The sequence below is a fragment of the Enterobacter cloacae complex sp. FDA-CDC-AR_0164 genome, from assembly GCF_003071645.1.
Taxonomy (GTDB): domain Bacteria; phylum Pseudomonadota; class Gammaproteobacteria; order Enterobacterales; family Enterobacteriaceae; genus Enterobacter; species Enterobacter ludwigii.
Window position 1 is genome coordinate 3,764,652 of sequence record NZ_CP028950.1, and the last position, 18,052, is coordinate 3,782,703.

Genomic DNA, 18,052 nt, shown 5'->3' on the forward strand with positions numbered 1-18,052 from the left:
GCGGGTACCGGGCAACGTTGGCGTTGCCCGCAATACGATCAGTGCGACTTAAACCCTGCGGCCGTCATTAACATGCGAAAGAGCATACTGACCGCCGCCAGTGCCAGTACGCTGCCGCCCCAGATAATGGCCAGCCACATGACTCTTTTCCAGAAAGGTTGTTGCATCAGTGATAACCCTCTCCATGCTGTACTTTTCCGCGAAACACGTAGTAACTCCAGAAGGTGTAGACCAGAATCACGGGAATGATCAACAACGCGCCCACCAGCATAAAGCCCTGACTTTGTGTCGGAGCCGCCGCCTGCCAGAGCGTGATTGACGGGGGAATAATATGCGGCCAGATGCTGATCCCAAGTCCGCTAAAGCCGAGAAAAATCAGCCCTAACGTCAGGATAAACGGCAGATGATGGCTGTCGGGATTATTCAGGCAACGCCACTGATACAGGCTCAGGATCACCACCAGCACCGGCACGGGCAGCAGGAAGAAGAGATTCGGCAGGGTAAACCAGCGCGCGGCGATGGCCGGCTGCGCCAGTGGCGTCCAGAGGCTGATTGCTGCAATGAATACCAGAAGCAGGATCAGGAGCGTTCTGGATACCCGTCGCATTCGCTGTTGCAGCGCGTTTTCGCTTTTCATCACCAGCCATGTCGAGCCTAACAGCGCGTAGGCCACCACCAGACCTGCGCCGCAGAACAGGTTAAAAACGGTCAGCCAGTCGAACGGTCCGCCACTGTAGGCACGCCCGGTGACGCTAAAGCCGTTGATCACTGCGCCCACCGTCATGCCCTGGGTAAAGGTCGCCAGGATCGAACCGCCGATAAACGCTTTATCCCAGAAAGGGCGGTGTGCCGGCGTGGCTTTAAAACGAAACTCAAATGCCACGCCCCGGAATATAAGTCCGATCAGCATTAACGTCAGCGGAATAGTGAGGGCATCAATAATGACCGCATAGGCCAGCGGAAACGCGCCAAACAGCGCTGCACCGCCGAGCACCAGCCAGGTTTCATTGCCGTCCCAGACCGGCGCAACGCTGTTCACCATCACATCGCGATCGTCGGCATCAGGCGTAGCCGGGAACAGGATACCTATCCCCAGGTCAAAACCATCCATCACGATATACATCAGCGTGGCAAAGACGATGATAACAAACCAGATAATGGAAAGATCGATACCCATTATGGTTGCTCCTTATGTTCAGTAGTAACGGCAGAAAGCGGGCGTGCGGGACGTCCATCGGACTCGGTGGCAAACGATTCATGAGGCTGAGGTCCTTTTTTAATCAGGCGGACCATATAGCTGTAACCCACGCCAAATACGGAGGTGTAGACGAAGAAGAAGGCCAGCAGACTCACGCTCATATGCAAGTCACCATGCGCAGAAACCGCATCCTTTGTTCGCTGAAGCCCGTAGACGACCCACGGCTGGCGGCCCACTTCGGTAGTGACCCATCCGGCCAGGATGGCAATCAGCCCGGTGGGTCCCATCAGGAGGGCAAACCACAGGAAGGGACGCGAAGCGTACACGCGCTTTTTATAACGTAACCAGAGCGCCGTTACCCCAAGCAACAGCATCAGCATGCCTAAGCCCGCCATAATGCGGAATGACCAGAAGACGATGGTGGAATTTGGCCGGTCTTCCTTTGGAAATTCTTTCAGTGCCGGAACCTGTTTGTCGAGGCTGTGCGTCAGAATAAGGCTGCCAAGCGCCGGGATCTCCAGCCCAAAGCGGGTGCGCTCCTGTTCCATATCCGGCCAGCCAAACAGCAGCAGCGGGGTGGGTTCACCCGGTGGGTTCTCCCAGTGGCCTTCAATGGCTGCTATTTTGGCGGGCTGGTGCTTCAGGGTGTTCAACCCGTGCATATCACCCACCATCGCCTGAAGGGGAGCCACAATCAGGGTCATCCACAGCGCCATGGAAAACATCGCGCGGATGGCGGGGGTGTTGTTTCCGCGCAGCAAATGCCAGGCTGCGGATGCGCCGACAAACAGGGCGCTACTCAGGAAGGCCGCTATCGACATATGCAGCAGGCGATACGGGAAGGAGGGGTTAAACACCACGGCAAACCAGTCTACCGGCACCACCTGTCCGTTGACGATTTCAAAGCCCTGTGGCGTCTGCATCCAGCTGTTTGATGAGAGGATCCAGAAGGTTGAGATAATGGTCCCCAGTGCCACCATACAGGTTGCAAAGAAATGCAGACCCGGCCCGACTTTATTCCAGCCGAACAGCATAACGCCGAGGAATCCTGCCTCGAGGAAGAAGGCAGTAAGCACTTCGTAGGTCAGGAGCGGGCCGGTAATACTGCCGGCAAATTGTGAAAACCCACTCCAGTTGGTCCCAAACTGGTAGGCCATGACCAGCCCGGAGACCACGCCCATACCGAAGTTAACGGCAAAAATCTTCGACCAGAAATGGTACAGCGAACGCCAGACCGGGTTTTTGGTTTTCAGCCACAGGCCTTCTAGCACAGCGAGATAACTCGCCAGACCGATGGTAATAGCCGGGAAAATAATGTGGAAGGATACGGTAAAGGCAAACTGTATCCGTGCAAGATGAAAAGCATCTAAACCAAACATGCACAACCTCAATGTCAAACGGTGTGCTGTTATGGTATAGGGGCGAAATAACGAGTATCAGACGCAGAAAAGCGAAATTTACCTATAACAGTTCATGAAAACATCACGCTTTGCACATCTGATATAGCTTGCGTGAAAGAATAAAAAAATTATTTTTATGATATTTATGCATTAAACAGCTTGCCTTGTTATCAACAACATGCGTTAATGACTCTCTGGGTTTGAGTCCAAATAAACATCTGACGTAGTTTTATAAAGCAGTTCTCATCACGTTGTGCCTCTCCGCAGCCTCTCTTGGGTCTTTTTCTACACTCCGATTAGTTTTTGTTTCAAACCACTATCGCCTGAAGGGCCCATTAAGCAATTAACGTTTTTACGTTTACAGGAGAATCCTATGACTTCTTATATCCATTTCCGCTGCCCATGCTGCCATGGTTCGCAGTACCGTACCTCAGCTTTTGATGTGTCTGAGAAAAACCCGTTCGGTGCAAAATGCATTTTTTGCAAATCGTCGATGATTACCCTCGATCATCTGGCCGCTGCCCGCCACGCTCAGCGTAACGTCACCGAACTGCGTAAGTAATGCATCTGGCTAACTATAACAGTTAGCAAAATCTTCTCTTTTTCTCCTGCTGATATACACTGTCGTTCATAAGGAGAATCTGATGAAAAAATACCAGCGTCTGGCGCAACAAATTATCTCGCAGATCGAGCTTGGCGTATGGTTGCCGGGCGATAAGCTGCCTTCTCTGCGAGAGCAGGTCGCGAGCAGCGGCATGAGTTTTATGACCGTGGGCCACGCGTATCAGATGCTGGAAAGCCAGGGGCGTATCGTCGCCAGGCCGCAGTCGGGCTATTACGTTGCCTCGCGCCCGACCGCCCAACAACCTGCGCCGCCTGCCCAGGTGATGCGGGACGAAGTGGTAGATATCAACACCTATATCTTCGACGTATTACAGGCCAGCCGCGACCCGTCGGTGGTTCCTTTCGCTTCTGCCTTCCCCGACCCCCGGCTTTTCCCGCTGCAGCAACTTAACCGTTCGCTGGCCAATGTCAGTAAAACCGCCACAGCAATGAGCGTAATTGAGAACCTGCCTCCGGGTAACGTTGACCTTCGCCACGCCATTGCCCGCCGCTATGCGCAGCAGGGAATGAATATCTCGCCGGATGAGATTGTCATAACCGCAGGCGCACTCGAAGCCCTGAATCTTAGCCTGCAGGCCGTTACCGAGCCTGGTGACTGGGTGATTGTCGAAAACCCCTGTTTCTATGGTGCACTGCAGGCGCTTGAACGCCTGAAACTCAAAGCGCTGTCGGTGGCGACGGACGTCCGCGAAGGGATCGATCTGAATGCGCTTGAGCAGGCGCTCAATGAGTATCCGGTCAAAGCCTGCTGGCTCATGACCAACAGTCAAAATCCCCTCGGCTTCACGCTCAGCGCAGAGAAAAAAGCGCACCTGGTCGCGCTTCTCGCCAGTCACAACGTCACCCTGATCGAAGATGATGTCTACAGCGAACTCTATTTTGGCCGGGAGAAACCCCTGCCAGCGAAAGCCTGGGATCGTGACGATATGACGCTGCACTGCTCGTCCTTCTCGAAATGTCTGGTGGCGGGGTTTCGCATCGGCTGGGTGGCGGCAGGTAAACATGCGCGACGCATTCAGCAGCTACAGCTGATGAGCACCTTATCGACCAGTTCACCCATGCAGCTGGCGCTGGTGGATTACCTGGCGACAAAACGCTATGACGCCCATCTTCGCCGCCTGCGACGCACGCTGGCCGAACGCAAACAGCAGGCGTGGCAGTCGCTTTTGCGCCATATGCCGGCAGGCGTCAAAATTCATCACAACGACAGCGGCTATTTTTTATGGCTGGAACTCCCGGCGCAGCTGGACGCCGGACTGCTGAGTGAGAAAGCGCTAATGCACCACATCAGTATTGCCCCCGGTAAGATGTTTTCGACCTCTGACGCCTGGACACCGTTCTTTCGGTTTAATACCTCCTGGGCGTGGGGGGAGCGAGAAGAACAGGCTGTGATTCAGTTAGGGAAATTAATTAGCAGCATGCTCGAATAATAATCTCCGCACCTTTCTAAAATAATCATTCCTTATCCTGATGGCGGTACGGCGAATATTCCGCAGTACCGCATCATAGGAAATCTGCATACCGCCTCTCAACGCTAACTCCTTGTCTATAATCCAGTTAACGGGGAATGCGCCCTCGGTCACACCTTGATGAAATTTCTTTAAGCCGCACGGTGCGGCGCATTTGCGCGGTCTACGTTTAATAAGGGAGATATATTTACGGCACGGCTGCCGCTAAATTTCATTGCGACAGGAGTAATTCTTATGAGCAAAAAATTTGCCCGCAGCAGCCTGTGCGCGCTCGGCATGACCCTCATGACAGCGCACGCCGCAGAGCCACCGAAGGCTATTGGCGACGGGGAAGGACGACTGGATATTATTGCCTGGCCCGGGTACATCGAACGGGGACAAACCGATAAAAATTATGACTGGGTCACCCAGTTCGAAAAAGAGACCGGCTGCGCGGTGAACGTCAAAACCGCGGCCACCTCGGATGAAATGGTTAGCCTGATGGCGAAAGGAGGATACGATCTGGTCACTGCCTCGGGCGATGCCTCACTGCGCCTGATCATGGGGAAACGCGTACAGCCGATTAACCCCGACCTTATCCCAAACTGGAAAACCCTCGACCCGCGGATCGTCAAAGGTGAATGGTTTAACGTCGGCGGCAACGTCTACGGCACGCCGTATCAGTGGGGGCCAAACCTGCTGATGTACAACAGCAAAACGTTCCCGACGCCGCCGGACAGCTGGAGCGTCGTCTTTACGAAACAGAATTTACCTGACGGTAAAACTAATCAGGGCCGCGTGCAGGCCTATGATGGCCCGATTTACATCGCCGATGCGGCGCTGTTTGTCAAAGCCACGCAGCCGCAGCTGGGTATCACCGACCCGTACCAGCTAACAGAAAAACAGTATGCCGCCGTCCTGAAGGTATTGCGTGACCAGCATGCGCTGATCCACCGCTACTGGCATGACACCACCGTTCAGATGAGCGACTTTAAAAATGAAGGCGTAGTGGCCTCCAGCGCCTGGCCCTATCAGGCCAATGCCCTGAAAGCGGAGAACCAGCCTGTTGCCACTGTTTTCCCGAAAGAAGGGGTAACCGGCTGGGCGGACACCACCATGCTGCACGCGCAGGCCAAGCACCCAATGTGCGCCTACAAATGGATGAACTGGTCGCTGACGCCTAAAGTGCAGGGCGATCTGGCGGCCTGGTTTGGCTCGCTGCCCGTGGTGCCGGAAGGGTGTAAAGCCAGCACATTGCTCGGCGATAAAGGCTGCGAAACGAACGGCTACAACTATTTCGACAAAATCATGTTCTGGAAAACCCCGATTGCAGAAGGCGGCAAATTCGTTCCTTACAGCCGCTGGACACAGGATTACATCGCCATCATGGGCGGCCGTTAATCGCAGGAGCAGAACATGACGTACGCAGTAGAGTTTAATGACGTTTCCCGTCTGTACGGTGACGTGCGGGCGGTGGATGGGGTCACCATTGCTATTCATGACGGAGAGTTTTTCTCCATGCTGGGGCCTTCGGGCTCCGGCAAAACTACCTGCCTGCGTCTGATAGCCGGTTTTGAGCAGCTGTCAGGCGGCGCAATCAAAATCTTCGGTAAAGAGGCGAGCGCACTTCCCCCATGGGAACGCGATGTGAATACCGTGTTCCAGGATTATGCGTTGTTCCCGCATATGTCGATCCTCGATAACGTCGCGTACGGGCTCATGGTCAAAGGTATCGACAAGAAAACGCGCCATGCGCAGGCGCGTCAAGCGCTGGAAAAAGTGGGGCTAAGCTTTGCTGTCACGCGTAAGCCTTCGCAGCTTTCCGGCGGGCAACGTCAACGTGTCGCCATCGCGCGGGCGCTGGTCAATGAACCCCGGGTATTGCTGCTGGATGAACCGCTCGGCGCGCTCGATCTTAAACTGCGTGAGCAGATGCAGTTCGAGCTGAAAAAGCTGCAGCAGGAGCTCGGCATCACCTTTATTTTCGTCACTCACGATCAGGGGGAAGCCCTGTCGATGTCTGACCGGGTCGCGGTTTTCAATAATGGCCGCATTGAGCAAGTCGACACCCCGCGCGATCTCTATATGCGTCCAGGAACGCCCTTCGTGGCGAGTTTTGTCGGGACCTCAAACGTGTTTGACGCCGGTATGGCACACAACGTGTGCGGGATGGAAGGCATCTATTCTTTACGGCCGGAACATATTCGCCTCAATGAGAGCGGTGAGGTTCAGGTTGAGGGCGTGGTGCAGGCAGTACAGTATCAGGGGGCGGCAACGCGTCTTGAGCTAAAACTCGCTGACGGTGCAAAACTGCTGGTCAGCCAGGCCAATTTTAGCGATGCCGCAACGCTGAGCGGCGTGACGCCGGGGCAGGCGGTGATGGCGTCGTGGTCACGTGATGCCATGGTTCGCCTGCAAGAGGAGAGGTGACATGAACACGCATGTCGCGCCGCCTCCCGCCCACCGTAGCCGCATGAGCCGCCTTACCGCGCTGTTCTGGCGTAAGCCATCGCTTGGGCTGTTCCTGCTGCTGCTCGCGCCGCTAATGTGGTTTGGCATCGTTTATCTGGGATCGCTTCTCACCCTTTTATGGCAAGGGTTTTATACCTTTGACGATTTCACCATGGCGGTCACGCCGGAACTGACGTTTGCCAATATCCTGGCGCTTTTTAATCCGGCAAACTATGACATCATCCTGCGTACGCTGATGATGGCCATTGCGGTGACCATCGCCAGCGCTATCCTCGCGTTTCCGATGGCGTGGTACATGGCACGTTACACCCGCGGCAAGTGGAAGGCGTTCTTCTATATCGCCGTGATGCTGCCAATGTGGGCCAGCTATATTGTTAAAGCCTATGCCTGGACGCTGCTGCTGGCGAAAGACGGGGTAGCTCAGTGGTTTCTGAGCCACCTGGGGCTGGAGCCGATCCTGACCGCGATCCTTACGCTTCCGGCCATTGGCGGAAACACGCTTTCCACCTCCGGGCTGGGGCGTTTTCTGGTGTTCGTCTATATCTGGCTGCCGTTTATGATCCTGCCGGTACAGGCGGCGCTGGAGCGACTGCCCGCGTCGTTACTGCAGGCTTCAGCCGATCTCGGCGCGCGACCACGCCAGACTTTTCGTTACGTCGTTTTGCCGCTGGCAATCCCGGGCATTGCCGCAGGGTCAATCTTCACTTTTTCCCTGACGCTGGGCGATTTCATTGTTCCACAGCTGGTGGGGCCGCCGGGGTACTTTATTGGCAATATGGTCTATTCCCAGCAGGGCGCTATCGGCAATATGCCCATGGCCGCGGCCTTCACCCTGGTGCCAATTGTCCTCATCTCGCTTTATCTGGCGTTCGTGAAACGTCTGGGAGCATTCGATGCACTCTGAACGCGCACCGTTGTTCCTGAAAGTGGCAGCCTGGGGAGGCGTTATCTTCCTTCATTTCCCGCTGCTGATTATTGCGACCTACGCCTTTAACACCGAAGACGCCGCGTTCAGTTTTCCGCCGCAGGGGTTGACCTTGAAGTGGTTCACCGTGGCAGCGGGGCGTGGCGACATCATTGAATCAGTGACGTTGTCACTTCAAATCGCTGCGCTGTCGACGGCTATCGCGCTGGTGCTTGGCACGCTTGCTGCAGCGGCGCTGTGGCGAAGCGCGTTTTTTGGCAAAAATGCGATCTCGCTGTTGCTGCTGTTGCCGATTGCGTTACCGGGGATTATCACCGGTCTGGCGCTGTTGACGGCATTTAAAACCATTGACCTTGAGCCGGGTTTTTTCACCATCGTGGTCGGTCACGCCACGTTCTGCGTGGTGGTGGTGTTTAACAACGTGATTGCCCGTTTCAGACGCACCTCCTGGAGTCTGGTCGAGGCGTCAATGGATTTGGGGGCCGACGGCTGGCAAACCTTCCGTTACGTGGTCCTGCCGAATCTCGGTTCGGCGTTGCTGGCCGGGGGGATGCTGGCGTTTGCACTCTCGTTTGACGAAATCATCGTCACAACATTTACCGCGGGACACGAGCGCACGTTACCGCTGTGGTTGCTTAATCAGCTCGGGCGTCCGCGCGACGTGCCGGTCACCAACGTCGTTGCACTGCTGGTGATGCTGGTCACAACCCTACCCATTCTGGGAGCCTGGTGGCTCACCCGCGACGGCGAAAACAGTGCCGGAAGCGGGAAATAACATTGATTTCAACAGGACAATGCTATGCAAACACAACTGCTGATAAATGGTGAACTGGTCGCCGGGGACGGGGAAAAACAGCCGGTCTATAACCCTGCCACCGGAGAGATACTTCTGGAGATTGCTGAAGCGTCAGCAGCGCAGGTCGACGCGGCGGTCCAGGCCGCCGATCGCGCATTCATTGAATGGGGACAAACCACGCCTAAAACGCGTGCCGAGTGTCTGCTGAAGCTGGCTGACGTGATTGAAGCCCACGGCGAAGAATTTGCCCGTCTCGAATCGCTCAATTGCGGTAAGCCACTGCACTGTGCGTTGGGAGATGAAATTCCGGCTGTGGTCGACGTTTTCCGCTTCTTTGCCGGCGCCGCCCGCTGCCTGAACGGGCTGGCCGCCGGCGAATATCTTGACGGTCACACATCGATGATACGCCGCGATCCGGTGGGCGTGGTCGCCTCCATTGCGCCATGGAACTATCCGCTGATGATGGCGGCATGGAAGCTGGCACCCGCGCTGGCCGCGGGTAACTGTGTGGTGATCAAACCTTCGGAGATTACCCCACTGACGGCCCTCAAGCTGGCGGAACTGGCGAAAGACATCTTCCCGGCAGGCGTTCTGAACGTTCTGTTTGGCCGCGGAAAAACGGTCGGCGATCCGCTGACCGGCCACGAAAAGGTGCGTATGGTATCGCTCACCGGTTCTATTGCCACCGGCGAACATATTATTGGACACACGGCGTCCTCGATTAAACGCACCCATATGGAGCTGGGCGGCAAAGCCCCGGTTATCGTTTTCGACGACGCCGATCTTGATGCGGTTGTTGAAGGGGTACGTACTTTCGGTTTCTACAATGCGGGGCAGGATTGTACGGCAGCCTGTCGTATTTATGCGCAGAAAGGCGTTTATGCCGCGCTGGTGGAAAAACTGGGTGCCGCGGTGGCGAGCCTGAAGATGGGGGCGCCGGAGGAGGAAACCACCGAGCTGGGTCCGCTCAGTTCCGAAGCCCATCTTTCACGCGTCTGTAAGGCGGTTGATGAGGCTAAAGCCCTGAGCCATATTCGCGTGGTGACCGGCGGCAGCAAAAAAGAGGGGGCAGGCTACTATTTCCAGCCAACCCTTCTGGCAGGGGCAAAACAGGACGATGCTATCGTTCAGCGTGAAGTATTTGGCCCGGTTGTAAGTGTCACCGAGTTTGATGACGAAGCGCAGGTGCTGGCATGGGCGAACGATTCGCAGTACGGCCTGGCGTCATCGGTCTGGACCCGCGATGTAGGGCGTGCCCACCGGATGAGCGCGCGTCTGCAGTACGGCTGCACCTGGGTTAATACCCATTTTATGCTGGTGAGCGAAATGCCGCACGGCGGGATGAAGTTATCCGGCTACGGCAAAGATATGTCGGTGTACGGCCTTGAAGATTATACCGTTGTTCGCCACGTGATGATAAAACACTAAGCCCCCATGCCCGGTCGCATTCAGCGCCGGGCATTCTCTGCCTGCAGTACATTATCCATATTATTCAGATGGTTATTCTGTAACGAAAAAACTTGATCTGTATCAACATATGACGCATATTGCGTGCGGTTATTTTTTCGGCTCTGGTAAACAGAATGACGTTGTATCAAAAGATGTTGGTTTTTTACGCAATCATGGCTTCTGTCTGTGCATTAATTACCTGGTTCCTCTCTAAAGACCGCAAACGTATCCGACTGCTCAGTGCTTTTCTGGTGGGGTCAACCTGGCCAATGAGCTTTCCCGTTGCGCTGTTGATCTCGCTTTTCTGAAGCACGCTTCCCGTTTTAAAAGATGAACATAGCATTCCAGACACGAAGACTGTATAAATACACAGTAAATCGTTAAAGGAGTGCTTATGAACAGTTTTTACTCGCAGCAGGCCGGCTGCGTTGTGCGCTGGCACGATCTTCCCGGCTCTGGCGATCCTGTGGTGTTTATTCACGGGTTAGGCTGCGCCTCTTCTTATGAATATCCTCGTATCGTCTCTGACGCCCGGTTTGGTGCGCGCAGAGCCATTCTTATCGATCTCCCGGGCAGCGGTTACAGCGACAAACCTGTGCAGTATCGTTATCGCACCAGCGAGCAGGCGCGAGTGGTGGCTGAACTGTTGGACCATCTCAAACTCAATAGCTTCTGGCTATATGGTCATAGTATGGGTGGCAGCATTGCTATCGAGGCAGCAGGACTGATGGCGCCACGCGTAAAAGGGTTGATGGTGTCGGAACCCAATTTTCACGCCGGAGGTGGCATGTTCAGCCGCTCTATTGCTGCACAGACGGAACAACAGTTCCTGGCGCAGGGGTATGATGCGCTGCTCAGTGCGGAAACCTCACCCTGGGCGGGCAGTCTGCAAAGCAATGCGCCGTATGCCGTGTGGCGTGGCGCGTCCAGCCTGGTGGAAGGGGTAGAGCCGGAATGGGAGGTTCAGTTTTTGTCTCTGCGCTGCCCGGTGACGTTGATTTTCGGCGAGTGGTCCCTGCCTGATGATGATGTGGACTCTCTGCAAAAGCGGGGCGTTGAAGTGAAAATCATCCCAGCGGCCGGACACTCCATGTCCTGGGAAAATCCGTCGGCACTGGCGCAGACGTTAGCAGAGTGTATGACCACGACCTGAAAGGATAGCCCGCATCTCTGCGGGCCAGGAACGCTATCGTAACAAAGCTTGTAAGGCCTGGCGTGCGGCAGGCTGTACATCGTGCGGGTGGCGGAAATCGATGTTCTCTATTGCCCGGCTATAGAGGGCGACCAGCCAGTCATAGACATACACCGTTGCCGCATGTACGGGTTGTTCTCCCAGACGCGTCAGGCGCGGCGCGGTACTGTTGACCACCGGCGTGACAAAGATTGCCTGGCCTTTACGGATGCGGCTCGCCGGGCGTGCCTCTGCGGGTGTCCGATCGTAGCCCAGCCAGCCAATGAAGTTGCCCATCACGGCATGCAGTTGGGCTGCACTGCACTTGTCGGTTTCAACAATGTTCTGCAGATGCTGTGGCAGGTTCAGTCGGTAGCTGGCCACCACCAGAACGTCGGCAATTTGCTGCAAAACAGCGGGTTCCAGCCCAAGGCGCGCGGCAGTGGCATCGTTGCGGCTCCACTGGCGCAGATGGTTTATCCAGACTTTATGTGCCAGGCGAGCTTTGTCTTTGGTCTGGAATGGACTGGCGTTCTCCTGGGCATGCTCGGCAAACAGGTCAATGGTATCCGTAAACAGTCCGTTCACCTGCTCCTCGCGGGGCTGCTGAACGGCCAGCAGGGTTTCAAAGGCTTTAAGCGGCGGCAGAAGACCTTCAAGCAGTTCACCGTGGCGGGCGGCGGAGCTTTGCAGAACGCGCACCATGTTTTCGGCCTGAGTTCGTCTGGCGCCGGGTTCCTCAACCAGCGGTGCCAGATACCCCTTCATCAGGGCCGAGAGTTCCTGGCGCAGCATTGCTTTCAGCGTGCTAAGACGCTTCTGCCGCTGAGCGGGTAACGTGGCCTGAGACAACCACTCGATCACGCGCTGCATGCTGTGGCTGTCCAGCGCCTGCAGTGTCCCCCAGCGCACACCCGGTTTGCCCAACAGGTGCTGTACCGTTTCATCGAGGTTCTGACGGGTGGTAAAACGTGCGTCGTGAGGCGTAATCGCCCACACCAGCCCCGGCAGGGCGGATTCTTCAACCGGCTGAGTCTCTTTGACCCAGTTCATCAGTACCCGGGCTTTTTTAGCCGTTTGCTCGTGCTGGGCTGTCGCATTGCAGATAACAAGCACGTCCGGTTGCAGCTGCTGGCGATAATGCTCCAGCAACCACTGGCATTTAGCCTGATTCAGTGCATCGGCGCTGTTATCTGAAAAGACCGGAATATCAATAATATCGACATTATCCAGGGCGCTGCTTTCGACCGGCAAGACCAGCTCACGCGTCAGGAAGGCGAGCGTATCGACAGGGATACTGATGGCGTTAAGCATCTCGCCGTTGTTCAGCGGATGAAGCAGCGTCTCCTGGGCCTCCGGAAGGGTAAAGGTGCCGTGAGTCAGGAACCCTTCGCCCGGCAGCCCGAAGTTATCGACCAGCAGGCTGAGCGGGGCGGCGAGTGCTCCGGCATGGCTGGTCTGATGCAGGACATGAGCGAGCTTTAACCACTGCTGGGTCAACTCCTGTTGCTCACCCCACAGCAGCGACCAGACGCTGGCACGCGTGCTGAGATCGAGCGAAGGGACCAGCTGTGCAAACTGATGCCACAGGGCATCATCAATTTGTTGTTTCGCGGCAGGTACTGAGCTTTGCCAGAAGCGGGCGATGGCACCCACGTCCTGAGCCGTAATACCAGGAACACCCTGCGGCTGGCGCAGGCCACGCCACTTCTCCAGGCGCGTCTCAATGACCGCTTTATCCACGGCGCGGATGTCCGGCTGCAGCGTGGTGCGGGCGATAAACAGCTGAACCAACTCTGCCTCTGTCACCAGGCTCAGGCGCAGCGGGAACGCCTCATCCATCACCTCTGTATTTCCGCGGGTGAACCGCACGGCCATGTTGGTCAGGGCATGTCCCGGATTAATGTGCGAAAAATAGTCAAATGTACGCTGGCCTGGCGTAACGTTCAGGCGGCCATTACCGCTGCCGCACAGCGATAAAAGCAGATGCGCTTTAGCACTCTGAGAATGACCGTAAAGTCCAATACTGCCCGGGCGTGACAGGGCGCGGTCAATGGCCTGCTCCCGTGCCTGCGTCGCGTTGATGCGCGCAAGAAGGGCATCGGCCTCGTTATCCAGCATAGGGGCGTTCAGGCGCGTCTCATTTATCCACCCGATTAAGGCCTGAGTGGTGGTCATCGTCGCAGTCATTTCAGGTATACGCTCCCGCTGTCGATCCAGTAGTGGCTGCCGCTATGACGGCGATCGGCCAGAGTATTCAGTTTGAAGGTTAAAGCATCAGGCGGAACCGGCGTCCCGTCCTGCAACCAGGCATCGCTCAGCGCGAAGGATTCAGGCCCTTCATGCTTATTGCCGCCACAAAGTTTGAGCCGCACGTTCAGCACGCCGTCACCCGCAATCGCTTTGGCCAGTTCGGCCGAGTTGATGCTAAGCGTATAGAGCGGCGTTGCCGGCCAGCGCGCGTTCGCCAGCTGGCGGAAACCGAGCGTCACATTTCCGCGCAGGGGGAAGTGCAGACGGGCGTCGAGTTTCGCACCCGGTTTATCCAGGTCGATATCCTGATACCAGACGTTTTCTTCACGCAGGGTGTTTACGGTGTTATCCAGTACGCCCAGATAGCGAACCGTTGAATATGCACCGATATCCGCGGCTTTAAAGTTAAAGCGCGGCAGTCGCAGGTCAAGCGCCAGGCTGCAAAGCATCGCGCCGACGGCGGCGGTCGATTTTGGATTACCAATGCGTCCTTGCTGGCTGAACGGGTACCATTCATGAACCTGGTATTTATCCAGCCAGACGATGCGATTAACCGGCACCGGCTGCAGGTGGCGAATAAGCGCCTGAACGCCAGGCAGGCAGCCCGGACGCCCCGTGATCAGCAGAATATCGCAGCTGTAATGTGAAATGGCCTCGCACACCGCATGCAGGGGTGACGCCAGCGTGAACTGGCCTGCCAGCATCGCATCCTGCATTTCACGGAAATTCACGTGCAGCGGAACGGCAAACAGATCGAAGGCGTCTGAACCTGCCGGCAAGGCATGATCGACGGCCTGTTGCAGATAATTCATCACGTTGCGGGTCGGTTTCTGCGACAGCAGATCGCCAAAGGTGGCATGCAAGCCTGCCAGCGGATCGTCGATGTCGCTGGATTCCCACGCGGCAAGGATGGCGTGACCAATCGGCATAAAGAGCTGAAGCGCCGTTTGCTGGCGCAATACCGCCTGGGTATCGATACGTCCTGAGTCACCAAACAGCGAGGCCATCAGCAGAGAGGCATCGGCGATGCCGGACTTCTGCAACTGGGTTTGCAGGGCGGGTAACACATAGCGCTGGATGACGTCCAGCAGGGTGTCGTCACCGGCCACTTTAAACCCTTCGCGGAACAGCAGCTGCGGCGTGATTTTGACGTTGTTACCGGAGCCGTCATCCAGCTGATAATGGGTGATCGCCATGTCGGTTGTGCCGCCGCCAATGTCGATAGAGGCGACACGCAGCGAGCGCCCCGGCTGAACGCCTGGTTCAGGTTCACGATCCGGGCGGGCGAGGGAGGCGAAGAACGCTTCCGTCTGACCACCAAAATGTGAGATCGCTTCGTTGTACAGCCACACCAGTTGACCACAGCTGGCCTCGTCCCACTCCATCTGGATTGCAGGTACCGGCACCACGCTTTTTTCCTGGTGCTTACGGGTGGCAAAATCGTCGTCCTGCGGGTGCCAGCCCATCGCTTTCCAGACGATAGCGATCGCTTCGAACATGCGGCGACGGAAGATCTCGCGTTCCTGCTTCGGCATCGCCGAGGGCAGGGTCAGGATCAGCGTACGCAGCTGGCGTGGCGAGGCCGGAAAGCCCAGGCGCAGGCGCGTGGCAACGCTGTTTATCTGCCCCAGCGCCTGTGCCAGCAGTTCGCACAGCATATGCGTCATCAGCGTGCTGCGGCTGTACTGCGGAGAGAAGACCGGCAGTCGCTCGTCCTGCGGCAGCGTAAAGAGCGGCTCACCGTCATCGTTCATCAGGTTCATCAGCGGGAACGCGGTCGCCAGCGGTTCGCGCTGGGTTTTGCTGTTCATCTGGCTAAAGCGCCAGTCCTGGACCACCGGGGTTTCATCCCACAGGTAGCGACGCGGGCTGGAGATACCGCTGTTACCTTCCGTGCCCAGACGGCGCGTAGCCAGTTTGCGGGCTTCGTCGCCCACGCGGACAATAGACGGCCAGACAAAGGCATCTTCACGCCCACTTTCCACCGAGAAGTGCTGCTTGCCAAAACGCGCTTCTGAAAACTCCAGACGACTGGTAAACAGCGGCTCATTGAGGAACTGTGGCTCGCTTAACGAGCGCACCTGCAGTTCGGCCGTCTGGCGCAGACCGTCGTTCGCATCACCGTGATCTTCAATAATAACGCCGCAGGTATGGGTATTTCCGACGTCGAGGATCAGGTCGACCGGAATAGCCGGCGTACTGAGGGTATGGGTGACAAATTTCACTTCCGGCACGGTGAGCTGTTCACCGAGCATGGACAGCAGGTTGAGCCAGTGTGCCTGGTACTCAAAGCTGCGCATTGCCTGTTGCAGGTCGCGTTCTGCGCGGTTTTCGACGTCGGTCGCATAGTGGGTAAACGCCTCGCGCAGCCAGCCGTCAATCCAGGTCTGGTCGAGGAAGCTTTCCACCTCATCGTCACGCCATGCCAGTCCGAAACGGGTGCCGTTGAGAATGTCATTTTCAACCGGGGACAGCGCGGCAGTAGCATGCTCTGCAATCTGGCTGTCGAGAGCGAGCGTGACGCGATGTGTATTACCTGCCGCATCAGGCGTTTCAAGTTTACGCACCTGGACACGCGCCCAGTTATCCGGCCCGTCAACAAAGGTACGTGGCGGATTGAAGCGCAGGAAGGGAATGGGGAGCCAGACACCATCCAGCACCGTCAGGGACTGATGCAGTGGGATCGTGGTTTCCGGTTTCACCACTTCAGGCTGTCCGCCGTTCAATCCCGGCAGCGTGTAACGCCCGTTGACGAGATCGAAATCGAGACGCAGAAGCGGACCGTTGGCGGTTTTACGTACGAAGCGCCCGTTGCTGGCGGTGTCCTGCGGAGTCAGGCCAAAATCGAGGAATTGCACGCCGCTGTTGGCAATAAGCGTGACGCTCTGTTTATAGTCGCAAAGATTTACCAGCATAGGGTCAGGCACCTGCTTTCTTGAACGTCAGTGGAACGACGGTTTTGGCATCATAACGGGCATTACATTCAGCGACATCGCTGGTACCTGCTTTACAGGCAACTTCCGGCATCGGGTAGCGTGAACCGTCTGTGCAGTGGGCATTACCGCGACTCTTAATCATCAGTTCGCCATTGCTGTGCAGCCCGGAGAAAACCTCCACGCGGCAGACAACATTGTCACCGTGAACAACACGAGCGAAGCCTTTATTGTTCTGGATCTGATAGCGCAGCGACGGTGGTTTGCCGGTAATCGGATCTTTCACGTCGAGGATCGCACGCCATGTTCCGTTCAGAAAACGCGTCGACCCCGCTTTCACCTGGTTTGCTTCCATGACCATGGCGTCTTTCGGGATCGCCGCAATCACAACCGGCGCAGGCGCTGGGGTGGCAACGGGAGCCGGCTCTTTTTCTTTGCTTGCGACCACCTCTGCCTGATGCAGCGGTAATTTCATCGGCAGTGGCTCAACGGCTTTAATCGGCTTTGGCGCAATGGCGACAGGTTCAGGGGCAACGACAGCCACTGGCTCGGCAGAAGGGGCCTGTTTTGGCCACAGCAACGGGGTGGCAATCGCGGCAACGATCACGGCGGCAACCGGAAGCGTCCACAGGGGAACGCGGCGTTTTTTGGCTACGATCGCAGGCTCTGGCTCGGGTTCTTCCACAGGCGGCACAATGACCGGCGCAGGTTCAGGCGTATACAGTTCGTCCGGCGTGATGCGCACCACCGTGGCCGGGGCGATCAGCGGCTCATCGGCCTGTTCAAAGGTCAGGACTGGGGTCGGTTCCGGCTCGGGTTCAGGGTCTTCAATGACAATCGGGGCTGGCTCAGGGATCAGCGATTCGCGTAAACAGTCGAGTACGTCGTCACGCGCATTCTCATTGAGATTTACAAACCCCCAGAAGCTTATGACCGGCTTTCCATCAACCAGGAAAAGGAAATTTTCGCCGGGAAACTGAAATGCTTTCGACAGCAGGGAGCCGAAAAGCTGTTGCGCTGTTTTTGGCGACTGCAGGCACTTCTTACTGAGCGATTCAACGCTGGCCAGCGTATTTTCCAGATAGCGCAGGGCGCGATAACGATCGTCTTCGTTGGCCGCTTTCCAGCTGATTACACTACCGTCGACCGGCGAATACCAGTCGACACGGTCGCCACCATCATTGACCTGCGGAATAGCCAGACAGTCGACAATCGTCTGTTGTTTGCGTAACCGGAGCGCTTCCCGGATTTGTAACGCTGATTCAAAAACGGCTTGTCCGCCGCCGCCAACGGCCTGAAAGTCATCCAGATTACCGCTGCGTAAAAGAGTTTTTGCCACGATTTGATCCCATATACTTCTTCACACCGTTACTTTAACGAAAT

Annotated in this window: 15 protein-coding genes; 9 read left to right on the forward strand and 6 right to left on the reverse strand. The window is 56.5% G+C overall.

Features of this window, described 5'->3' with window-relative positions; translation table 11 throughout:
* Positions 1-38: 38 nt before the first annotated feature.
* The 3 genes from AM410_RS18660 to AM410_RS18670 are packed head-to-tail and all read right to left on the reverse strand — an operon-like array spanning position 39 to position 2,577.
* Positions 39-167, reverse strand: a complete 129-nt coding sequence (locus tag AM410_RS18660; protein WP_014170274.1) for a DUF2474 domain-containing protein — start codon at positions 165-167, stop codon at positions 39-41.
* The gene (gene cydB, locus AM410_RS18665) at positions 167-1,177 is read right to left on the reverse strand and encodes a cytochrome d ubiquinol oxidase subunit II (RefSeq protein ID WP_108648208.1); all 1,011 of its coding nucleotides are present in this window, start codon (positions 1,175-1,177) and stop codon (positions 167-169) included. The genes AM410_RS18660 and cydB overlap by 1 nt, the downstream gene beginning before the upstream one ends.
* Positions 1,177-2,577, reverse strand: coding sequence for a cytochrome ubiquinol oxidase subunit I (locus AM410_RS18670; protein ID WP_108648209.1), 1,401 nt, complete (start codon positions 2,575-2,577; stop codon positions 1,177-1,179). Before AM410_RS18670 ends, cydB begins: the two co-directional genes overlap by 1 nt.
* A gap of 394 nt (positions 2,578-2,971) precedes the next feature.
* Between AM410_RS18670 and ymcF the strand changes: the two genes are divergently transcribed.
* The 9 genes from ymcF to AM410_RS18715 all read left to right on the forward strand — a co-directional run bounded on the left by ymcF (position 2,972) and on the right by AM410_RS18715 (position 11,465).
* Positions 2,972-3,160, forward strand: coding sequence for a cold shock small protein YmcF (gene ymcF, locus AM410_RS18675; protein WP_020884014.1), 189 nt, complete (start codon positions 2,972-2,974; stop codon positions 3,158-3,160).
* Positions 3,161-3,242: 82 nt separating this feature from the next.
* Positions 3,243-4,652, forward strand: coding sequence for an aminotransferase-like domain-containing protein (locus AM410_RS18680; protein ID WP_108648210.1), 1,410 nt, complete (start codon positions 3,243-3,245; stop codon positions 4,650-4,652).
* Positions 4,653-4,925: 273 nt separating this feature from the next.
* On the forward strand, positions 4,926-6,071 hold the full coding sequence (gene ydcS / locus AM410_RS18685; RefSeq protein WP_020884016.1) for a putative ABC transporter substrate-binding protein YdcS: 1,146 nt from the start codon (positions 4,926-4,928) through the stop codon (positions 6,069-6,071).
* A gap of 15 nt (positions 6,072-6,086) precedes the next feature.
* A complete protein-coding gene (locus AM410_RS18690; protein WP_020884017.1) occupies positions 6,087-7,100 on the forward strand; it encodes an ABC transporter ATP-binding protein in 1,014 nt (337 codons plus the stop codon).
* Positions 7,101-7,143: 43 nt separating this feature from the next.
* Complete coding sequence (locus AM410_RS18695) at positions 7,144-8,046, forward strand: ABC transporter permease (RefSeq protein ID WP_108648610.1); 903 nt, start codon at positions 7,144-7,146, stop codon at positions 8,044-8,046.
* Positions 8,036-8,842: an ABC transporter permease gene (locus AM410_RS18700; RefSeq protein ID WP_032680927.1), complete on the forward strand. Its 807-nt coding sequence runs from the start codon at positions 8,036-8,038 to the stop codon at positions 8,840-8,842. The genes AM410_RS18695 and AM410_RS18700 overlap by 11 nt, the downstream gene beginning before the upstream one ends.
* A 24-nt stretch (positions 8,843-8,866) precedes the next feature.
* On the forward strand, positions 8,867-10,291 hold the full coding sequence (gene patD, locus AM410_RS18705; RefSeq protein WP_108648211.1) for an aminobutyraldehyde dehydrogenase: 1,425 nt from the start codon (positions 8,867-8,869) through the stop codon (positions 10,289-10,291).
* A gap of 155 nt (positions 10,292-10,446) precedes the next feature.
* Positions 10,447-10,620 carry a GhoT/OrtT family toxin gene (locus AM410_RS18710; RefSeq protein ID WP_032670341.1) on the forward strand — a complete coding sequence of 58 codons (174 nt, stop codon included), beginning with the start codon at positions 10,447-10,449 and terminating at the stop codon, positions 10,618-10,620.
* Between the two features lie 86 nt (positions 10,621-10,706).
* Positions 10,707-11,465 carry an alpha/beta fold hydrolase gene (locus tag AM410_RS18715; protein ID WP_020884021.1) on the forward strand — a complete coding sequence of 253 codons (759 nt, stop codon included), beginning with the start codon at positions 10,707-10,709 and terminating at the stop codon, positions 11,463-11,465.
* A gap of 33 nt (positions 11,466-11,498) precedes the next feature.
* Here AM410_RS18715 and AM410_RS18720 read toward each other — a convergent pair whose 3' ends face one another.
* From AM410_RS18720 to AM410_RS18730, 3 genes are read right to left on the reverse strand one after another with little or no spacing between them, the layout of a single operon-like run.
* The gene (locus AM410_RS18720) at positions 11,499-13,673 is read right to left on the reverse strand and encodes a virulence factor SrfC family protein (protein WP_108648212.1); all 2,175 of its coding nucleotides are present in this window, start codon (positions 13,671-13,673) and stop codon (positions 11,499-11,501) included.
* On the reverse strand, positions 13,670-16,651 hold the full coding sequence (locus AM410_RS18725) for a virulence factor SrfB (protein ID WP_041162655.1): 2,982 nt from the start codon (positions 16,649-16,651) through the stop codon (positions 13,670-13,672). Before AM410_RS18725 ends, AM410_RS18720 begins: the two co-directional genes overlap by 4 nt.
* A gap of 4 nt (positions 16,652-16,655) precedes the next feature.
* Complete coding sequence (locus AM410_RS18730; protein WP_108648213.1) at positions 16,656-18,008, reverse strand: SrfA family protein; 1,353 nt, start codon at positions 18,006-18,008, stop codon at positions 16,656-16,658.
* Positions 18,009-18,052: the final 44 nt, after the last annotated feature.

Excerpts from the sequence above, each read along its gene's own strand:
- AM410_RS18695 (WP_108648610.1), top strand. The coding sequence starts at position 7,144 with ATGAGCCGCCTTACCGCGCTGTTCTGGCGTAAGCCATCGCTTGGGCTG.
- AM410_RS18690 (WP_020884017.1), top strand. The coding sequence starts at position 6,087 with ATGACGTACGCAGTAGAGTTTAATGACGTTTCCCGTCTGTACGGTGAC.
- AM410_RS18710 (WP_032670341.1), top strand. The coding sequence starts at position 10,447 with ATGACGTTGTATCAAAAGATGTTGGTTTTTTACGCAATCATGGCTTCT.
- AM410_RS18720 (WP_108648212.1), bottom strand. The coding sequence starts at position 13,673 with ATGACTGCGACGATGACCACCACTCAGGCCTTAATCGGGTGGATAAAT.
- ydcS (WP_020884016.1), top strand. The coding sequence starts at position 4,926 with ATGAGCAAAAAATTTGCCCGCAGCAGCCTGTGCGCGCTCGGCATGACC.
- AM410_RS18670 (WP_108648209.1), bottom strand. The coding sequence starts at position 2,577 with ATGTTTGGTTTAGATGCTTTTCATCTTGCACGGATACAGTTTGCCTTT.
- AM410_RS18660 (WP_014170274.1), bottom strand. The coding sequence starts at position 167 with ATGCAACAACCTTTCTGGAAAAGAGTCATGTGGCTGGCCATTATCTGG.
- AM410_RS18700 (WP_032680927.1), top strand. The coding sequence starts at position 8,036 with ATGCACTCTGAACGCGCACCGTTGTTCCTGAAAGTGGCAGCCTGGGGA.
- cydB (WP_108648208.1), bottom strand. The coding sequence starts at position 1,177 with ATGGGTATCGATCTTTCCATTATCTGGTTTGTTATCATCGTCTTTGCC.
- AM410_RS18725 (WP_041162655.1), bottom strand. The coding sequence starts at position 16,651 with ATGCTGGTAAATCTTTGCGACTATAAACAGAGCGTCACGCTTATTGCC.
- AM410_RS18715 (WP_020884021.1), top strand. The coding sequence starts at position 10,707 with ATGAACAGTTTTTACTCGCAGCAGGCCGGCTGCGTTGTGCGCTGGCAC.
- ymcF (WP_020884014.1), top strand. The coding sequence starts at position 2,972 with ATGACTTCTTATATCCATTTCCGCTGCCCATGCTGCCATGGTTCGCAG.
- patD (WP_108648211.1), top strand. The coding sequence starts at position 8,867 with ATGCAAACACAACTGCTGATAAATGGTGAACTGGTCGCCGGGGACGGG.
- AM410_RS18680 (WP_108648210.1), top strand. The coding sequence starts at position 3,243 with ATGAAAAAATACCAGCGTCTGGCGCAACAAATTATCTCGCAGATCGAG.